Genomic DNA, 14627 nt, shown 5'->3' with positions numbered 1-14627 from the left:
CCGAACGGGCAAAGATACCTCGCCGGCCGGTCCCCGGACCACCGCACCGGGCGCACGTCACGCTTCCCGCGTCGGCTCCGGTCGCGCGCCGTCGGGTCAGCGGCGTCGGGTGCAGACCGGGGCGGCCTTCGCCACCCTGTCGGCCGACCAGACCACGGCGACCGTGAAGCAGTAGTCGTTGACCCGGTCCAGGCCGTACACGACGAAGCTCTCCGTCCCGGCGGGGAGCCGCTGGAAGAAGTGCGGCTCCTGCCCGGAACGGCCGGCCGAGATGACCACCGGCCCCTCACCGCCCGCCGGGTACGTCCAGCCGAGCGCGATGTCGTCGCGCCGGTCGCGCAGGCTGACGGCGGCCGGCGGGCTGCCCGGTCGGGCCGCGGCGCGGGGCGTCGCGGTGGGCCGCGCGGGGGTGGCCGCCCCGGAGGTGGCCGGCGGCGTGGGCGCCGGGTCGGCGGGCGTGTCGAACCGGGACACCCCGGCGATCACCGCGGCGGCGCCGAGCAGCACCACGACCACGCCGCCGACCACCAGTGGCAGCAGCCGGTTGCGGGGCGGTGGGGCGACGTGCTGCCGGGGGACCAGCACCGGCAGCAGGCGCGAGGGCGGTTCGAGCTCGCCCGACGGCCGCAGGGTCCGTACGCCGGGCGGGTCCCCGGCCGGGCCGGCCAGCTCCGCCACGGCCGGTGGCAGGGGGTCGCGCCCGGACTCGGGGAACGGGTCGTCGGCGACCTGCTCGGGCGGCCACCACCCGTCGTCGTCGAACGGGTCGACCCGCCCGGTGTCCGACGGCGGGCGGGGGGCGGGCACCATCCGGGCGTCCGCCGGCGAGTACGCCCACGCCGTGTCGGCGAAGAGATCGGGCCGCGGCTCGGAGTCCTCCGCCGGGGAGGGGCCGTCACCCGGCTGCGGGTCCCCGAACGGGTCGAAGGTCGCCGCCGGCCGGCCGAACGGGTCCGGGTCGGTGGCCGGCGGGTCGAAGGCGTCGGCGCCCGGGTGGGTCAGCGGGTCGGTGCCGGCCAGCCGGTCTGCGCCGGTGTCCGGTGGAGGGCCCAGCGGGTCGACCGGTCCCTCCTCGGGGGCCGGGGTGCGGGCGGCCGGGACGACCGGTGCGTCCCACCGGCCCGGCGTACCGGACCCGCCGGTCGGGGTGGTGTCCGTGCAGAGGTGACCCGGGTCGGGCGCCGCCCGGCCCAGCGCCGCCACCTGGGCGGCCAACGGGTCGTCGGGGGACAGGTGCTGGCGGGCCAGTTCCTCGGCCAGCGCCAGGCTCTCCCGGGCCTCGGCGTGCCGGCCGCAGTCGCGCTGCATCCGGCCGAGCCGGGCCAGCATCTTGATCCCGCTGGGGTGGCCGTCGCCGTAGACCTCCCGGTGCAGCTCCCAGGCGTCGAGCAGCCGGTCGCGGGCCAGCGCGCACTGGCCGCGGGCGTACTCGACGGTGGCCAGGTCGGCGTGCGCGGCCAGCACCCGGGGGGACTCCGGCCCGTCCCGGGCGGTCAGCTCCAGGATCACGTCGGAATAGAGCCGGGCGGCCCGGGCGTCGCTGCCGACCTGGTGCAGCACCGCGGCCAGGGTCGCCGCGGCGGTGATGGCGCGTTCGTCGGAGCGGCCGTGCAGCCGGGTGGTGGCGGCGTACGCGAAGGCGGCCCAGCCGCGGGCGGCGTGCGGTTCGCCGAGGGCGATCAGGACCTTGGCCTGGAGGCCGGCCGCCTCGGTCAGCTCCGGTGTGGCGTTCGCCGGCCGCGGGTCGGCGTCGGTCAGCGCGTCGGAGAGCAGGCTCCGCGCGCCGGCCAGGTCGCCGGCGGCCACCAGCTGCTGGGCCTGGAGGGTCAGTTCACCGAGGCGGGAGGGCACGCCCCATCGTGCTCAGCCGACAACGGTAAGTACAACCCCTGGGGCGGTGCGGATTGGTCAGGATCCGGTCAGGTGGGCGGCGAGCGTCTCGCTGATCCGGCGGAGCTGGTCGACCTGGGCGGGGCTGAGGGCGTCGAACAGGTGCCGGCGTACGCCCTCGACGTGGCCGGGGGCGGCGGCGGCGAGGGCCGCGAAGCCGTCGTCGGTGAGCACGGCGAGCTGGCCGCGGCGGTCGCTCGGGCACTCGTCGCGGCGGACCCAGCCGGCCGCCTCCAGCCGGCTCGCGGCGTGCGACAGCCGGCTGCGGGAGGAGCCGGTGGCGTCGGCCAGGTCGCTCATCCGCATGGACCGGCCGGGCGCCTCGGAGAGCCGGACCAGGATCTCGTAGTACGCGTGCGGCATGCCGGCGTCGCGCTGGAGCTCGCGGTCCAGGGTCTCCATCAGGGCGCGGGAGGAGGCGAGGAAGGCCCGCCAGGTCTGCTGTTCGTCGGCATCCAGCCACCGGGTCATGACCGGGAGCATACCCGATTTGGTTGAACGCTCAACCAAATCGAGCTACCGTGGGTGGCATGGGAATCCACCGCCTCAACCACGCCGTCCTCTACGTCAGCGACCTCGAGCGCAGCGTCGCCTTCTATCGTGACGTCCTCGGCTTCCGTCGGGTGCCGATGACGCCGGACGGTTTCCGGGGCGCCGCCTTCCTCCAGGCCCCCGACTCCACCAACGACCACGACCTCGGTCTCTTCGAGGTCGACGCCGACGCCGGCCGCTCACCCGCCGGCCGGAGCACCGTCGGCCTCTACCACCTGGCCTGGGAGCTGGACACCCTCGACGAGCTGGGCGCCACCGCCGAGCGGCTCGCCGCGGCCGGCGCCCTGGTCGGCGCCTCCGACCACGGCACCACCAAGAGCCTCTACGGCCACGACCCGGACGGCCTGGAGTTCGAGATCGTCTGGATCGTCCCGGCCGACCTGCTCGACGACGCCGCGCTGGCCGGTCGCAAGCGGATCGGCCGGCTCGACCTGGACGCGGAGAAGCGGCGCTACGGCGGCCAGACCCGCGGCGGGGTGGGGATCTCCGTGCCGGCCTGATCGCCGGTGCGGTAGAACGACAGGATGCCGATCGACGCCGTCCTCACCGAGCTGCTCGTCCGACAGCTCGACGCCTGGTTGCCGGGGGCGCTGCGCCGCTCCCGGCGGGCCACCCTCGCCCTGGCATACGCCGGGGACGACGCCGCCGGAGCGGACGATGCGCTGCGGGCGGTGGGGGAGTTCGCCGACCGGCTGCGCGGGCGGCGGCTGACCGTGCTGGTGCTGGCCGGCGGCGACCAGGAGCTGCCGGCCCGGCTCGGCGCGGTGGAGGCCACCCTCCCCGGCGAGGTGACCGTGCACGTGGTGCCCGGCGACCCGGCCCGCCTGCCGGTGGCGTTGAAGGCGGCCGGAGCGGCCGGCGACCCGCTGCTGGCCGTGGTGCACGGCGCCGCCCCCGAGCCGGCGGTGCTGAAGGCGGTCGCCGCCGGCCGCCCCGCCGAGCTGCTCGCCGTCGCGCCCGCGGCGGCCCCGCTGCGTCCGGCCCTGACCGCCGCCGGGTTCCCGCTGGTCGCCGAGGTGGAGCTGGTGCCCGCCGACGGCTCACCGGCCTGGCTGCTCGGCTATGCCACCGGGCTGGACAAGAGCCTGGAGGCGTTCAAGGACGCGCTCTGGGCGGTCGACGAGTACGCCGGCGTCCGCTACCGCGACCCCGCCGACCCGGGCGGACGGCCGCTGGACGTCTCGCTGCACCCGGAGCCCGGCCCGCTGCGCCGCGAACTGGTCGCCGAGCTGGAGCGCGGCGGCCCGGCCACGGTGACCGAGCTGCGCCGGTTCACGCTGACCTCGACCGTCTACCGGGTCGAGGACACCACCCGGGCGCTGACCGCCCTGCTCGACACCGGCGCCGTGCGGCGCGAGCCGGAGCACGGCCGGCTGGGCGGGGACGTGCTGATCAGTCCCGGGGACGGCTCGTCAGCTGCTTGACCACGATGGACGCGCCGGTGGTGATGACGCCGATGCTGAACAGCATCTGCACGCAGGCCAGGATCCGGGCGATCTGCCCCTGGGCGTGCACGTCGCCGTAGCCGACGGTGGTGAGCGTGGCCAGCGCGTAGTAGAGCGCGTCGACCCGGGTGCGCATGCCGACGAACTCACCGGGCCGGCTGTCCGCGACCACGAAGTCGGCGAGGGCGAAGGCGAGCAGCCCGGCGACGAGGGCGACGGCGAGTCGGACCAGCGAGTGCAACTCCGCCGTCACGCCCTGCCGGGCGGCGGCGATCTGCCGGCGTACCTGCCCGGTCACCACCACCGCGACGATGAGCACCAGCAGCAGCGTGCCGCCGGAGCGCAGGGCCAGCCGCAGCCCGTTGGGGTCCGGCTCGACCGGCACGAGGAAGTACGCCAGCAGCAGCAGGGCGACCGACAGCAGCGCCCGCCGCCGCTGCCATCTCCAGGACACCGCCTGCGCCATGCCGCCGATTCTGCGCCCCGGAGCCCGGCCAGCCGGGGCGAACCGGCCGGCACAAACCGAACGGGGTGCCGGTGAACCACCGGCACCCCGTTCAACCTCGGGACGTCACGCCCGGGACTTGTCCTGCTTCCAGGAGAGCGGCCCCGGCAGGTCCACGCGGTGCGCCTTGGCCTTGGAGTTCCAGGACCAGCGACCGATCTTGATGGTCCACGAGGACAGACCGTTCTCGGTGAAGTTGAGGATCAGCGGCCCGTACTTCTTCCGCTTGCGGAACATCAGACCCATCGTGGGCTCCCTTCGCCGTACCCTGTGATGCCCTGCCGTCTCGACGCTGAACATGCCCGATACGGCTTTTCGCGAAACCTGCTCCGTTCCGCACTGGACGGTCGACGGCAATTCCTATCGGCTGGGTAGGTGTTACGGACCGGTGAACGCAGCTCAGCGCCCATTGACCGGGCGGCCGGCCCGACGGCACCATGAGAGCATGTCGCAGCGGGACGAGCTTCTCCTCACCGCTCGCGTGCACGTCGACCTGGTCCGGCACGCGAGCGCGCTCTGTTGAGCTGACCGGTCACCCGGCTTAGCCCTCGCCTCGTCGCAGTCCCTCCAGCCCACGCGCGTCCCCGGCCACCGTCGCCTGCGGACCACGCGTCGTGGCGTCTCCGCACGCCCTCCTCCGGGCCCCGCCACACCTCGTGGACAGATCAGGAGCATCCCCATGCCCCCAGTCAACCGTCGTACCCTCCTGCGTACCCTCGCCGCCGCCGCGGCGCTGACCGGCCTCGCCGCGACCACCGGCTGCGGCGACGACGCCGCGGCCGGCGGGAAGCAGGCCACCGAGCTGCGCTACCAGGGCTCCGTCGGCCAGGTCACCCTCCCCGAACTCGCCGCCGACCTCGGCTACCTCGGCGACGTCAAGCTCAACTGGATCGGCAACGTCACCGGCGGGCCGGCCGACATCCAGGCCACCGCCACCGGTCAGAGCGACTTCGGCGGCGCGTTCAACGGCGCCATCGTCAAGCTCGCCACCGCCGGCGCCCCGATCACCGCCGTGGTCAGCTACTACGGCTCCGACGCGCAGACCTTCCAGGGCTACTACGTGCTCGACGACAGCCCGATCCGCGGTCCGAAGGACCTGATCGGCCGCAAGGTCGGCATGAACACCCTCGGCGCACACGCCGAGGCGGTGCTGAAGACCTGGCTGGTCAAGGGGGGCCTCACCCCGACCGAGATCGCCCGGGTCGAGCTGGTGGCGTTGCCGCCGGTGAACACCGAACAGTCGCTGCGGGCCAGGCAGATCGACGTCGCGGTGCTCGGCGGGGTGATCCGGGACAAGGCCGTCGCGGGCGGCGGCATCCGTACCGTCTTCACCGACCACCAGCTGCTCGGTGCGTTCAGCGCCGGCTCCTACGTCTTCCGCGACGACTTCATCAGGCGCAACCCGGAGACCGTGAAGGCGTTCGTCACCGGCGTCGGCAGGGCCATCGAGTGGGCCCGCAGCCAGCCCCGCGAGACGGTGGTGGCCCGCTTCGAGTCCATCATCGCCAAGCGGGGGCGCAACGAGGACCCGTCACTGGTCCGCTACTGGAGGTCCACCGGCGTCGCCGAGAAGAACGGCGTGATCACCGACCGGGAGTTCGCCACCTGGATCGACTGGCTGGCCGACGCCGGCGAGCTCAAGGCTGCGCGGCCGAAGCCCGGCGACCTCTACACCAACCGGTTCAACGCCGCCGCCGGTGGAGGCGCGTCATGACCACCGACAAGATCCTCTTCGACCGGGTGACGAAGGTCTTCCCCGGCCGGCGGGGCACCGGCGGCGCGGTCACCGCCCTGGACCGGGTCACCCTCGGGGTACGCCCCGGCGAGTTCCTGGTCGTCGTCGGCCCCAGCGGCTGCGGCAAGTCCACCCTGCTGGACCTGCTCGGCGGACTGGCCACCCCCACCGCCGGACAGGTGCTGGTCGACGGCGAGCCGGTCACCGGCCCCGGGCTCGACCGGGGCATCGTCTTCCAGCAGTACGCGCTGCTGCCCTGGCGTACCGCCGCCGGCAACGTCGCCTTCGGACTGGAGGCCAAGGGGGTGCCCCGCGCCGACCGGGCCGACCTGGTCGCCCACCACCTGGAGCTGGTCGGGCTGACCGGCTTCGCCGACCGCTACCCGCACGAACTCTCCGGCGGGATGAAGCAGCGCGTCGCCATCGCCCGCAGCCTCGCGTACGACCCGGCCATCCTGCTGATGGACGAGCCGTTCGCCGCCCTCGACGCGCAGACCCGCGACTCGCTCCAGGACGAGCTGGTCCGGATCTGGCAGGCCACCGGCAAGACGATCGTCTTCATCACCCACGGCATCGACGAGGCCGTGCACCTGGGCGGGCGGGTCGCCGTGATGACCTCCCGACCCGGCCGGATCAAGCAGGTCATCGACATCGAGCTGGGCGACCGGGACGCGCAGGACGACGTCCGCTCCTCCGACGCCTTCCGCCACCACCGGCACCAGATCTGGACCCTGCTGCGCGACGAGGTACGCGCCGCCCAGTCCGCCGAGCGTCCCGTCGTACCCGAGGAGGCCCGCGTTGGTTGACATCGCCGAACGACCCACCCGGCTGGCGGCCCGGCCCGCCCCCACCCCGGCGGCTTCCACCGCGCGGCCCACGCTGCCCGGCCGGCTGCTCGGCCTCGGCGGGCGGGCGCTGCACCGCTCCGCCGCCCTGCTCGCCCTGGCCGCCGTCTGGGAGACCGCGCCGCGCGTCGGACTGGTCGACCGGGTCTTCCTGCCGCCGCTGTCGGAGGTGCTGACCGCCTGGTGGGCGCTGCTGGCCAGCGGGCAGCTCGCCGAGCACGTGGGCGCCAGCCTCACCCGCTCGCTCACCGGCCTCGGCCTGGCCGTGCTCACCGCCATCCCGCTCGGGCTGCTGATCGGCTGGTACCGGCCGCTCGCGGAGCTGCTCGGCCCGCTGCTGGAGGTGTTCCGCAACACCGCCGCGCTGGCCCTGCTGCCGGTCTTCGTGCTCATCCTCGGCCTCGGCGAGACCTCCAAGATCGCCCTGGTGCTCTACGCCTGCTCCTGGCCGATCCTGCTGAACACCATCGCCGGGGTGAAGGGCGTCGACCCGCTGCTGGTCCGCTCGGCCCGCTCGATGGGGCTGAACCACCTGCGGCTGTTCCAGAAGGTGATCCTGCCGGCGGCCGTGCCGACCATCTTCACCGGCGTCCGGCTGGCCGGGGCGTACTCGATCCTGGTGCTGGTCGCGGCCGAGATGGTCGGGGCGAAGGCCGGGCTCGGCTACCTCGTGAACTACGCGCAGTACAACTTCGCCATCCCCGACATGTACGCCGGCATCATCACGATCTCCGCCATCGGCCTGGTCGTCAACCAGCTCCTCGTCGCCGGGGAACGCCGCTTCTCCACCTGGCGCGTCGACCCCACCGCCTGAGCCCCGCTCGCTGAGAGGAAACCCCATGTCCCGCACCCTGCACCTCAACGCGTTCCTGATGGGCGTCGGCCACCACGAGGCGGCCTGGCGGCACCCGCGTACCGACCCGCGCCGGGTCGCCGACGTGAAGCACTTCCAGGAGCTGGCCCGGATCGCCGAACGCGGCACCCTCGACTCGGTCTTCCTCGCCGACGGGCTCGCCGTGGGCCCGGCCGTCCGGCACAACATCCAGGCCGTCTTCGAGCCGCTCACCCTGCTCGCCGCGCTGGCCGGCGTCACCGAACACATCGGGCTGATCGCCACCGCCTCGACCACCTACAACGAGCCGTTCAACCTGGCCCGCAAGTTCGCCTCGCTGGACCACCTCAGCGGCGGCCGGGCCGGCTGGAACATCGTCACCTCCGCCCAGGCCCGGGAGGCCCGCAACTTCAACCTGCACGACCATCCCGCGCACGCCGAGCGCTACCGGCGGGCCGCCGAGTTCGTCGACGTGGCGATCAAGCTCTGGGACAGCTGGGAGGACGACGCCCTGCTGCTGGACACCGCCGCCGGGGTCTTCGCCGACACCGACCGGGTCCACGAGATCGACCACGCCGGCGCGCACTTCCGGGTGCACGGCCCGCTGAACACCCCCCGCCCGCCGCAGGGCCGGCCGCTGCTGGTGCAGGCCGGCTCCTCGGCCGACGGCATCGCCTTCGCCGCCCGGTACGCCGAGGCGGTCTTCACCGCCCAGCAGACCCTCGCCGACGGGCAGTCCTTCTACGCCGCCCTGAAGCGGGCCACCACCGCCGCCGGCCGGGACCCCGACGGGGTGAAGGTGCTGCCCGGCATCGCCCCGGTGGTCGGCGGCACCGAGGCCGAGGCGCGGGCCCTCGCCGCCGAGCTGGAGGCGCTGATCGTCCCCGAGCACGCCCTGGCCCAACTCTCCGGGATGACCGGCCTGGACCTGACCGGGCTGCCGCTGGACGGACCGCTGCCCGACCTGCCCGACGTCAGCGCGGTCCAGTCCCACCAGAGCCGCTACCAGCTGGTGGTCGACCTGGCCCGGCGGGAGCGGCTGACCATCCGGCAGCTGATCGGCCGGCTCGGCGGCGGCCGGGGACACCGGGTGGTGGCCGGCACCCCGGAGCAGATCGCCGACCAGATCGAGCTGTGGTTCACCTCCGGCGCCGCCGACGGGTTCAACATCATGCCGCCACTGCTGCCGTCCGGGCTGGAGGCGTTCGTCGACCACGTGGTGCCGCTGCTGCGCGCCCGTGGCCTGTTCCGCCACGAGTACGCCGGGCGCACCCTGCGCGAGCACTACGGCCTGCCCCGCCCGGCCAGCGGGTACGCCGCGCGGCGTGAGCTGGTGACGGCGTGAACGGCGAGCCGCTGGACACCGACGCGTTCCGGGCGCTGCTGCGCCGCCAGGCCGCCACCGTCACGGTGGTCACCGCGGTGGCCCGGGGCACCGCCGAACCGGCCTGCCTGGGTGGCCTCGGCCAACCGGTCCGCGCCGGCTTCACCGCCACCTCGTTCACCTCCGTGTCGCTGGACCCGCCACTGGTCTCCTTCTGCCTCGGCACGGCCTCGTCGAGCTGGCCGGTGGTGGCCCGCGCCGAGCACGTCGCGGTGCACCTGCTGCGCGCCGGCCAGTCCGACGCGGCCCGGGCCTTCGCCACCAGCGGCGTCGACCGGTTCGCCGCCCATCCGCACTGGACACCCGGGCCGTTCGGGCTGCCGCTGCTCGACGGGGTGCTGGGCCGGCTGGTCTGCCGGGTGGTGCACCGGATCCCGGCCGGCGACCACGCCCTGGTGATCGCCGAACCGCTCGCCCTGTACGCGGGGGAGGACGGTGAGCCGCTGGTCCACCACCGGGGCGGCTACACCACCGCCGCGACGCCGGTGGCCGCGTGACCGCCGCCGCCCTGACGGACCTGCTGGCGCTGGACCGGGCGGCCCAGGACCTGCTGTTCCGGGCCGCCCGCACGGCGAACACGTTCACCGACGAGCCGGTCACCGACGAGCAGGTCCGGGCCGTCCACGACCTGGTCCGGTACGGCCCGACGGCGCTGAACGGGCAACCGCTGCGGGTGCTGCTGATCCGCTCGGCGGCGGCCCGGGCCCGGCTGCTGCCGTACGTCAGCTCCGGCAACCGGGACAAGACCGCGACCGCCCCACTGGTGGCGGTCCTCGCCGCCGACGTCGACTTCCACCGGCGGCTGCCGGAGCTGTTCCCGCACCGGCCACAGGCGAGGGACTGGCTCGCCGACCGGGCCGAACGGGCGGCGCAGGCCCGGTTCAACGCCACCCTCCAGATCGGCTACCTCCTGCTCGGGGTGCGCGCCGCCGGGCTGGCCGCCGGGCCGATGGCCGGCTTCGACCCGGCCGGGGTACGCGACGAGTTCCTGCCCGGCGGCGGGCACGAGGTGCTGCTGCTGGTGAACATCGGCCGTCCCGGGCCGGACGCCTGGCAGCAGCGGCTGCCCCGGCTGGCGTACGAGGAGGTGGTGTCGACGTTGTAGTCAGGCGGTGCAGCGGTGCCGGGCGAGGACCCGGGTGGGCATCAGCGGGGCTCCCAGGCGTCGGGCTGAGCCGTCAACCTACGGACGTGGGCGGGGAGCCGGCCACTGGTTATCTCGGCGAGGGTCACCTCGTCGACGACCCGCCGGACGGCGGCCCGGACCGCCACCCAGAGCCCGGGCAGGTGCTGGGCGGAACCCTCGTAGCTTGTCTCCTCGGGGCGCAGCCCGCGTACCCCGGCCAGCGGGCCCTCCACCGCGCGCAGGATCGACCCGACGGTGACCTCGCGGGGCGGGTGGGTGAGGGTGTAGCCGCCCTCGGCGCCGCGCTGGGCCCGGACGAGGCCGGCGCGGCGCAGGTCGGCCAGGACGGCCTCGAGGAACTTGCGCGGCATGTCCTGCTCGTCGGCGATGGCCTGGGTGGACATGAGTTTCGGGTACGCGGTGGCGAGGCTCAGTGAGGCCCGTACCGCGTAGTCACCCCGCGCGGAGATCTGCACCCCGCCATCATGCCTGTCCGGTGCCGCCGGTCGGGTCGGCGGGCGGGCGGGGGCGCACGATGCGGACGCCCGGGGTGGGCTGGTCCGCCCCGGCGCGGAAGGCGCCCGGGCTGACCCCGACCTCGCGGGTGAAGAAGCGGCCGAAGTTGGTCGGCTCGGGGAAGCCGAGCCGCCTGCCGATCCGGGCGATCGGCTCGTCGGTGGCGGCCAGCATCCGGGCGGCCTGCAACGCGACCCGCTCGTCGATGACCTGCTTGGCGCTGTGCCCGGTCACCGCCAGGCAGGCCCGGGTGAGGGTACGCACCGAGCAGCCCAGCCGGGCGGCGTAGTCCTCGACCCGACGGCTGTGCTGGTAGCCGGCCTCCACCTCGCGGCAGAACCGGTGGAACGTGGTGGCCTCGGGCCGGGTCTCCGGCTCGGCGGCGTCGGCCAGGCCGAGCCGGTGCAGCAGCACCGCGAGCTGGTGGCGCAGCAACCCCCGCGCGGCCGGTACGCCCCGGTGCCGGCGGCAGTCCACGGCGAGCTGGCTGACCTCGTTGATCACCGCGTCCTCGTCCTCGCCGGTGAGTTGCCGCACGGTGGGCACCGCGTCCGGGTCGACGTCGAGGCCGCGCAGCGCGGCCGGCTCCCAGCGGACCACGGTGGCGTCCAGCTGCGCGCCGGTGCGGCGCAGCGCCTGGCCGGGGTGGGCGCGCAGCAGCGTGCCGGGGCGGGCGGGCAGCGGACGGAAGTCCAGCTCGACGGTGCCGTGCCCGCCGGTGACCAGCACCAGCAGGTCGGCGTCGAGCAGGACCGGCCGTCGCCAGCCGCGCTCGGCGGCGAGGTCGCCGAGGGCGAGCGTGTCGATCTCGGCGGGGGAGAGGTCGGTACGGGTGGCCGGGGAGAGCTGTCCGGAAGAGACCATCGACTTCGACGTTAACCGCCGTTCCGGGAGGTTGCATCCCGAGCGGGGGCGTCGGGGCTTGTCCGGGGTCTGCCGGGCGGATTAGGTTACCGCTCGGTAGCGTCCGGATCGGTGGCCGCGCGACGATGGGATGGGGATGACGGATCTGTTCTCGGTCGACGGCAAGACGGTCCTGGTCACCGGCGGCTCCCGAGGGATCGGCCGGATGATCGCCGAGGGGTTCGTCCGGGCCGGCGCCCGGGTGATCATCTCCTCCCGCAGGGCGGAGGCCTGCACGGCGGTGGCGGAGGAGCTCTCCGCCCTCGGGCGGTGCGAGGCGATCCCGGCGGACCTGAGCACCGACGCCGGCGCCGAGGGGCTCGCCGCCGCGGTCCGGGAGCGGGTGGACCGGCTCGACGTGCTGGTCAACAACGCCGGCGCCACCTGGGGGGCGCCGCTGGAGGCGTACCCGGAGAGCGCCTTCGACAAGCTCTGGGCGGTCAACGTCAAGGCCGTCTTCCGGCTCACCACGGCGCTGCTGCCCGCCCTGCGCGCGGCGGCCAGCGCCGACGACCCGGCCCGGGTGATCACCATCGGCTCGGTCGACGGCATCCGGGTGCCGCTCATGGAGGTGTACGCCTACTCCGCCACCAAGGCCGCCGTGCACATGCTCACCCGCACCCTGGCCCACCAGCTGGCCGGCGAGCGGATCACCGTCAACGCCATCGCGCCCGGACCGTTCGAGAGCCGGATGATGGCCTTCGCCCTGGACGACCCGGGATCCCGGGCGGCGATCGAGGCGCAGGTGCCGCTGGGCCGGATCGGCCGCCCCGAGGACATGGCCGGCACGGCGATCTTCCTGGCCAGCCGGGCCGGGGCGTACCTGACCGGCGCGGTGATCCCGGTCGACGGGGGGATGACCACGCACGGGTGAGCAACGTGTCCGCGTACCCGGGGACGGGTGGCCGCAGCCGCGCGGACCCGGCAGGTCCGCGCGGCTGTGATGGCTGTGCTCAGCGGCCGGCGAGCAGCCGGTTCACCGCCGTGTCGACGTCCAGGTGCTCGGCCTCGCGGCCGCGCGGGACGACGACGTAGGTCCGCCGCAGGAAGCGCACCAGGACGCTGCGCGGCACCTCGAAGAGCGCGTTGCCGTCGGGCGACGACAGCGCCAGCGCGACGAAGTCGCCGCGCGGGGTGGCCCACGGCCAGACCCGGACGTCACCGATGCCGGCCGGCTCGTCCAGGCCGGTGACCAGCAGCTCGCGGGCGAACGACCAGCTCACCGCCTCGCCACCGGCACTTTCGGCATGGAACAGGACATGGACCGCATACGGGTCAGCAGGGTCGTAGCGCAGACTGGCCCGCACCGGCAAGGCCGTGGCGTCAGGTGCGACGAGCCTTAGCGACGTCTCGACCTCTACGGTCGTCGGTCGGATGACACTCATGGACGTTCTCCCCCCGGCACCGCTGCGGAACGCGCGTGTCCCGCTTTTCCCATACTCAGGTGCTACCTCTGGCTACGCTCCGCCATACGCTGACTTCACCCAGTGGTGGGAAGGGGGTCGGAACGTCCTCGCGAATGTGAAAATTCTTGTAGGATTTCCGGTCTTGCCCAGTGCGTGAGTCCGCCCGGAACTCGGGTGGTTCAGACGTCGACTTACTCCGGTAACGTCCAGTCGTCCACCGGGGTGACGGTCCGGCGGAACACTCGCGGGCCAAATGGGGCAGAGATGCTCCATAACGGATCCCGCGCCCACCGTGAGTCCACCGAACGGTGGGGTTTGAGCAGCCGAAAGTCGGGGGTAACGGGTGCCGATGGAGCAGGGGGACCGGAACGGTCGGGCAGCAGGATCCGGCCGCCGGGGTGCCGCCGTCGCCGACCGGCCGCGCAGCGCCTGGCGGCAGCGGCTCCGCACCACCCTCGACCTGATCCGGTCCAACCCCACCGGCCGGGTCGCCCTCAAGATCTTCATCGGGATCGCCGGCGCCCTCGTCGTCACCGTGGGCATCGCCCTGATCCCGCTGCCCGGCCCCGGCTGGCTCATCGTCATCGGCGGCCTGGCCATCTGGGCCGTCGAGTTCCACTGGGCCCGCCGGCTGCTCGGCTTCACCCGCCGGCACGTCCAGGCCTGGACCCGGTGGGTCACCTCCCGGTCCCTGGGGGTGCGCTTCGTGCTCGGGTCGGTCGGGCTGGTCTTCGTCGCCGTGGTGGTCTGGCTGTCGCTGAAGTACAGCTTCGGCATCGACCTCGTGGCCCGCATCGGGCACTACCTCGCCACGCACTGACCCGGTTTTTGGTCCGGCTCCACGATCGGGTAGAGTCAACGGCGCTGAGGGCGATTAGCTCAGCGGGAGAGCGCTTCGTTCACACCGAAGAGGTCACTGGTTCGATCCCAGTATCGCCCACGCAGGTCAAAGGTCACTTCCCGGAAACGGGAGGTGACCTTTCTGCTTGCGTACAGCAGCTTTGTACAGCAGTCCGGTCAATGGGCCAGTGAGTCGCCGAGCCGCTTGAGGGCTTCTCTCGTCGCCTTCGATGAGACCTGGGTGTAGATCTCCATCGTTATCGAGAATTTCGCGTGCCTGAGCACCTGCATGGCGACTCTCGGGTGGACGTCGAGGTCGGCTAGTACGGCAGCCGCCGTTTGAGATCTTGCTGGTGAACCGGGGTGGACGCGAGGCGGCCACCGCGTGATCGTCTGTGCGTTGTGGACACATCATCAGATCTGGCGGTGGCCGCGTGCCACAGCGTAGCTGTTGGTCGGTGGGAGCGGGTGTTGGCCGAGGTGCTGGGCTGCTTCGCGGGCCGGTTTGGTCGCGTGGAGCCGCGTCGGGCGGCGGGACAGTTCGTGACCGGGCTGCTGTCCGAGCTTGAGGTGAAGACGTGCTGGCAGTTGGCCGAGCAGGCCGGACATGCCCGGCCGGACGCGATGCAGCGCCTGTTGTATCGGGCG

At 73.7% G+C, this 14627-nt stretch carries 17 protein-coding genes, 1 tRNA gene and 3 pseudogenes; 13 read left to right on the top strand and 8 right to left on the bottom strand.

Going from position 1 to position 14627, the window contains the following annotated elements:
- Positions 1 to 96 precede the first annotated feature (96 nt).
- Both GA0070564_RS21860 and GA0070564_RS21855 read right to left on the bottom strand, forming a co-directional pair.
- Positions 97 to 1851 carry a tetratricopeptide repeat protein gene (locus GA0070564_RS21860; RefSeq protein WP_091611792.1) on the bottom strand — a complete coding sequence of 585 codons (1755 nt, stop codon included), beginning with the start codon at positions 1849 to 1851 and terminating at the stop codon, positions 97 to 99.
- Between the two features lie 57 nt (positions 1852 to 1908).
- On the bottom strand, positions 1909 to 2373 hold the full coding sequence (locus GA0070564_RS21855) for a MarR family winged helix-turn-helix transcriptional regulator (RefSeq protein WP_091611789.1): 465 nt from the start codon (positions 2371 to 2373) through the stop codon (positions 1909 to 1911).
- A 47-nt stretch (positions 2374 to 2420) separates the two neighbouring features.
- Between GA0070564_RS21855 and GA0070564_RS21850 the strand changes: the two genes are divergently transcribed.
- Both GA0070564_RS21850 and GA0070564_RS21845 read left to right on the top strand, forming a co-directional pair.
- Entirely contained in the window at positions 2421 to 2942 is a 522-nt protein-coding gene (locus GA0070564_RS21850; protein WP_091611786.1) for a VOC family protein, read from the top strand.
- Positions 2943 to 2966: 24 nt separating this feature from the next.
- A complete protein-coding gene (locus tag GA0070564_RS21845) occupies positions 2967 to 3866 on the top strand; it encodes a hypothetical protein (RefSeq protein WP_091611781.1) in 900 nt (299 codons plus the stop codon).
- On the opposite strand, the gene GA0070564_RS21840 is transcribed toward GA0070564_RS21845, so the two are convergent.
- Positions 3835 to 4353 (bottom strand): potassium channel family protein, encoded by a 519-nt coding sequence (locus GA0070564_RS21840; protein ID WP_091611776.1) that lies wholly within the window; start codon positions 4351 to 4353, stop codon positions 3835 to 3837. The two genes, GA0070564_RS21845 and GA0070564_RS21840, sit on opposite strands and share 32 nt — an antisense overlap.
- A gap of 105 nt (positions 4354 to 4458) precedes the next feature.
- Positions 4459 to 4638 carry a DUF4236 domain-containing protein gene (locus GA0070564_RS21835; protein ID WP_091611771.1) on the bottom strand — a complete coding sequence of 60 codons (180 nt, stop codon included), beginning with the start codon at positions 4636 to 4638 and terminating at the stop codon, positions 4459 to 4461.
- A gap of 52 nt (positions 4639 to 4690) precedes the next feature.
- On the opposite strand from GA0070564_RS21835, the gene GA0070564_RS30520 reads away from it, so the two are divergent.
- The 7 genes from GA0070564_RS30520 to GA0070564_RS21805 all read left to right on the top strand — a co-directional run bounded on the left by GA0070564_RS30520 (position 4691) and on the right by GA0070564_RS21805 (position 10293).
- Positions 4691 to 4915 carry a putative leader peptide gene (locus tag GA0070564_RS30520; protein ID WP_425412511.1) on the top strand — a complete coding sequence of 75 codons (225 nt, stop codon included), beginning with the start codon at positions 4691 to 4693 and terminating at the stop codon, positions 4913 to 4915.
- Between the two features lie 156 nt (positions 4916 to 5071).
- Entirely contained in the window at positions 5072 to 6106 is a 1035-nt protein-coding gene (locus tag GA0070564_RS21830; RefSeq protein WP_091611768.1) for an ABC transporter substrate-binding protein, read from the top strand.
- Positions 6103 to 6933, top strand: a complete 831-nt coding sequence (locus GA0070564_RS21825; protein ID WP_091611765.1) for an ABC transporter ATP-binding protein — start codon at positions 6103 to 6105, stop codon at positions 6931 to 6933. Before GA0070564_RS21830 ends, GA0070564_RS21825 begins: the two co-directional genes overlap by 4 nt.
- Positions 6926 to 7786, top strand: a complete 861-nt coding sequence (locus tag GA0070564_RS21820) for an ABC transporter permease (protein ID WP_091611761.1) — start codon at positions 6926 to 6928, stop codon at positions 7784 to 7786. The genes GA0070564_RS21825 and GA0070564_RS21820 overlap by 8 nt, the downstream gene beginning before the upstream one ends.
- Before the next feature lie 25 nt (positions 7787 to 7811).
- Entirely contained in the window at positions 7812 to 9149 is a 1338-nt protein-coding gene (locus GA0070564_RS21815) for an LLM class flavin-dependent oxidoreductase (protein ID WP_091611757.1), read from the top strand.
- Entirely contained in the window at positions 9146 to 9685 is a 540-nt protein-coding gene (locus GA0070564_RS21810) for a flavin reductase family protein (RefSeq protein ID WP_091611752.1), read from the top strand. Before GA0070564_RS21815 ends, GA0070564_RS21810 begins: the two co-directional genes overlap by 4 nt.
- Entirely contained in the window at positions 9682 to 10293 is a 612-nt protein-coding gene (locus GA0070564_RS21805; protein WP_091611749.1) for a malonic semialdehyde reductase, read from the top strand. Before GA0070564_RS21810 ends, GA0070564_RS21805 begins: the two co-directional genes overlap by 4 nt.
- 41 nt (positions 10294 to 10334) lie before the next feature.
- Here the strand turns inward: GA0070564_RS21805 and GA0070564_RS21800 are convergent, their stop codons facing one another.
- A complete protein-coding gene (locus tag GA0070564_RS21800; RefSeq protein ID WP_091611744.1) occupies positions 10335 to 10790 on the bottom strand; it encodes an RrF2 family transcriptional regulator in 456 nt (151 codons plus the stop codon).
- Between the two features lie 7 nt (positions 10791 to 10797).
- Positions 10798 to 11694 carry a helix-turn-helix transcriptional regulator gene (locus tag GA0070564_RS21795; RefSeq protein WP_091611740.1) on the bottom strand — a complete coding sequence of 299 codons (897 nt, stop codon included), beginning with the start codon at positions 11692 to 11694 and terminating at the stop codon, positions 10798 to 10800.
- A gap of 136 nt (positions 11695 to 11830) precedes the next feature.
- Between GA0070564_RS21795 and GA0070564_RS21790 the strand changes: the two genes are divergently transcribed.
- Complete coding sequence (locus GA0070564_RS21790; protein WP_091611736.1) at positions 11831 to 12607, top strand: SDR family oxidoreductase; 777 nt, start codon at positions 11831 to 11833, stop codon at positions 12605 to 12607.
- A 79-nt stretch (positions 12608 to 12686) separates the two neighbouring features.
- On the opposite strand, the gene GA0070564_RS21785 is transcribed toward GA0070564_RS21790, so the two are convergent.
- Positions 12687 to 13118, bottom strand: a complete 432-nt coding sequence (locus tag GA0070564_RS21785; RefSeq protein ID WP_007457244.1) for an SsgA family sporulation/cell division regulator — start codon at positions 13116 to 13118, stop codon at positions 12687 to 12689.
- Positions 13119 to 13392: 274 nt separating this feature from the next.
- Between GA0070564_RS21785 and GA0070564_RS21780 the strand changes: the two are divergent.
- A pseudogene (locus GA0070564_RS21780) lies at positions 13393 to 13959 on the top strand (TIGR02611 family protein).
- A 48-nt stretch (positions 13960 to 14007) separates the two neighbouring features.
- A tRNA-Val gene (locus tag GA0070564_RS21775) sits at positions 14008 to 14079 on the top strand.
- A 77-nt stretch (positions 14080 to 14156) separates the two neighbouring features.
- On the opposite strand, the pseudogene GA0070564_RS29960 reads toward GA0070564_RS21775, so the two are convergent.
- Positions 14157 to 14321, bottom strand: a pseudogene (locus tag GA0070564_RS29960) (site-specific integrase); the annotation flags it as partial.
- Between the two features lie 141 nt (positions 14322 to 14462).
- Here GA0070564_RS29960 and GA0070564_RS30515 point away from each other — a divergent pair.
- Positions 14463 to 14627, top strand: a pseudogene (locus tag GA0070564_RS30515) (IS701 family transposase); the annotation flags it as partial.

It is taken from the genome of Micromonospora mirobrigensis, assembly GCF_900091555.1.
Taxonomy (GTDB): Bacteria; Actinomycetota; Actinomycetes; order Mycobacteriales; family Micromonosporaceae; genus Micromonospora; species Micromonospora mirobrigensis.
Note: the sequence above shows the minus strand (reverse complement) of the source record. Positions and strands in the feature narration are given on the sequence as shown.

Coding starts and splice junctions, on each gene's coding strand:
- GA0070564_RS21850 (WP_091611786.1), top strand. CDS start 2,421: ATGGGAATCCACCGCCTCAACCACGCCGTCCTCTACGTCAGCGACCTC.
- GA0070564_RS21830 (WP_091611768.1), top strand. CDS start 5,072: ATGCCCCCAGTCAACCGTCGTACCCTCCTGCGTACCCTCGCCGCCGCC.
- GA0070564_RS21845 (WP_091611781.1), top strand. CDS start 2,967: ATGCCGATCGACGCCGTCCTCACCGAGCTGCTCGTCCGACAGCTCGAC.
- GA0070564_RS21795 (WP_091611740.1), bottom strand. CDS start 11,694: ATGGTCTCTTCCGGACAGCTCTCCCCGGCCACCCGTACCGACCTCTCC.
- GA0070564_RS30520 (WP_425412511.1), top strand. CDS start 4,691: ATGCCCGATACGGCTTTTCGCGAAACCTGCTCCGTTCCGCACTGGACG.
- GA0070564_RS21840 (WP_091611776.1), bottom strand. CDS start 4,353: ATGGCGCAGGCGGTGTCCTGGAGATGGCAGCGGCGGCGGGCGCTGCTG.
- GA0070564_RS21790 (WP_091611736.1), top strand. CDS start 11,831: ATGACGGATCTGTTCTCGGTCGACGGCAAGACGGTCCTGGTCACCGGC.
- GA0070564_RS21815 (WP_091611757.1), top strand. CDS start 7,812: ATGTCCCGCACCCTGCACCTCAACGCGTTCCTGATGGGCGTCGGCCAC.
- GA0070564_RS21785 (WP_007457244.1), bottom strand. CDS start 13,118: ATGAGTGTCATCCGACCGACGACCGTAGAGGTCGAGACGTCGCTAAGG.
- GA0070564_RS21825 (WP_091611765.1), top strand. CDS start 6,103: ATGACCACCGACAAGATCCTCTTCGACCGGGTGACGAAGGTCTTCCCC.
- GA0070564_RS21835 (WP_091611771.1), bottom strand. CDS start 4,638: ATGGGTCTGATGTTCCGCAAGCGGAAGAAGTACGGGCCGCTGATCCTC.
- GA0070564_RS21855 (WP_091611789.1), bottom strand. CDS start 2,373: ATGCTCCCGGTCATGACCCGGTGGCTGGATGCCGACGAACAGCAGACC.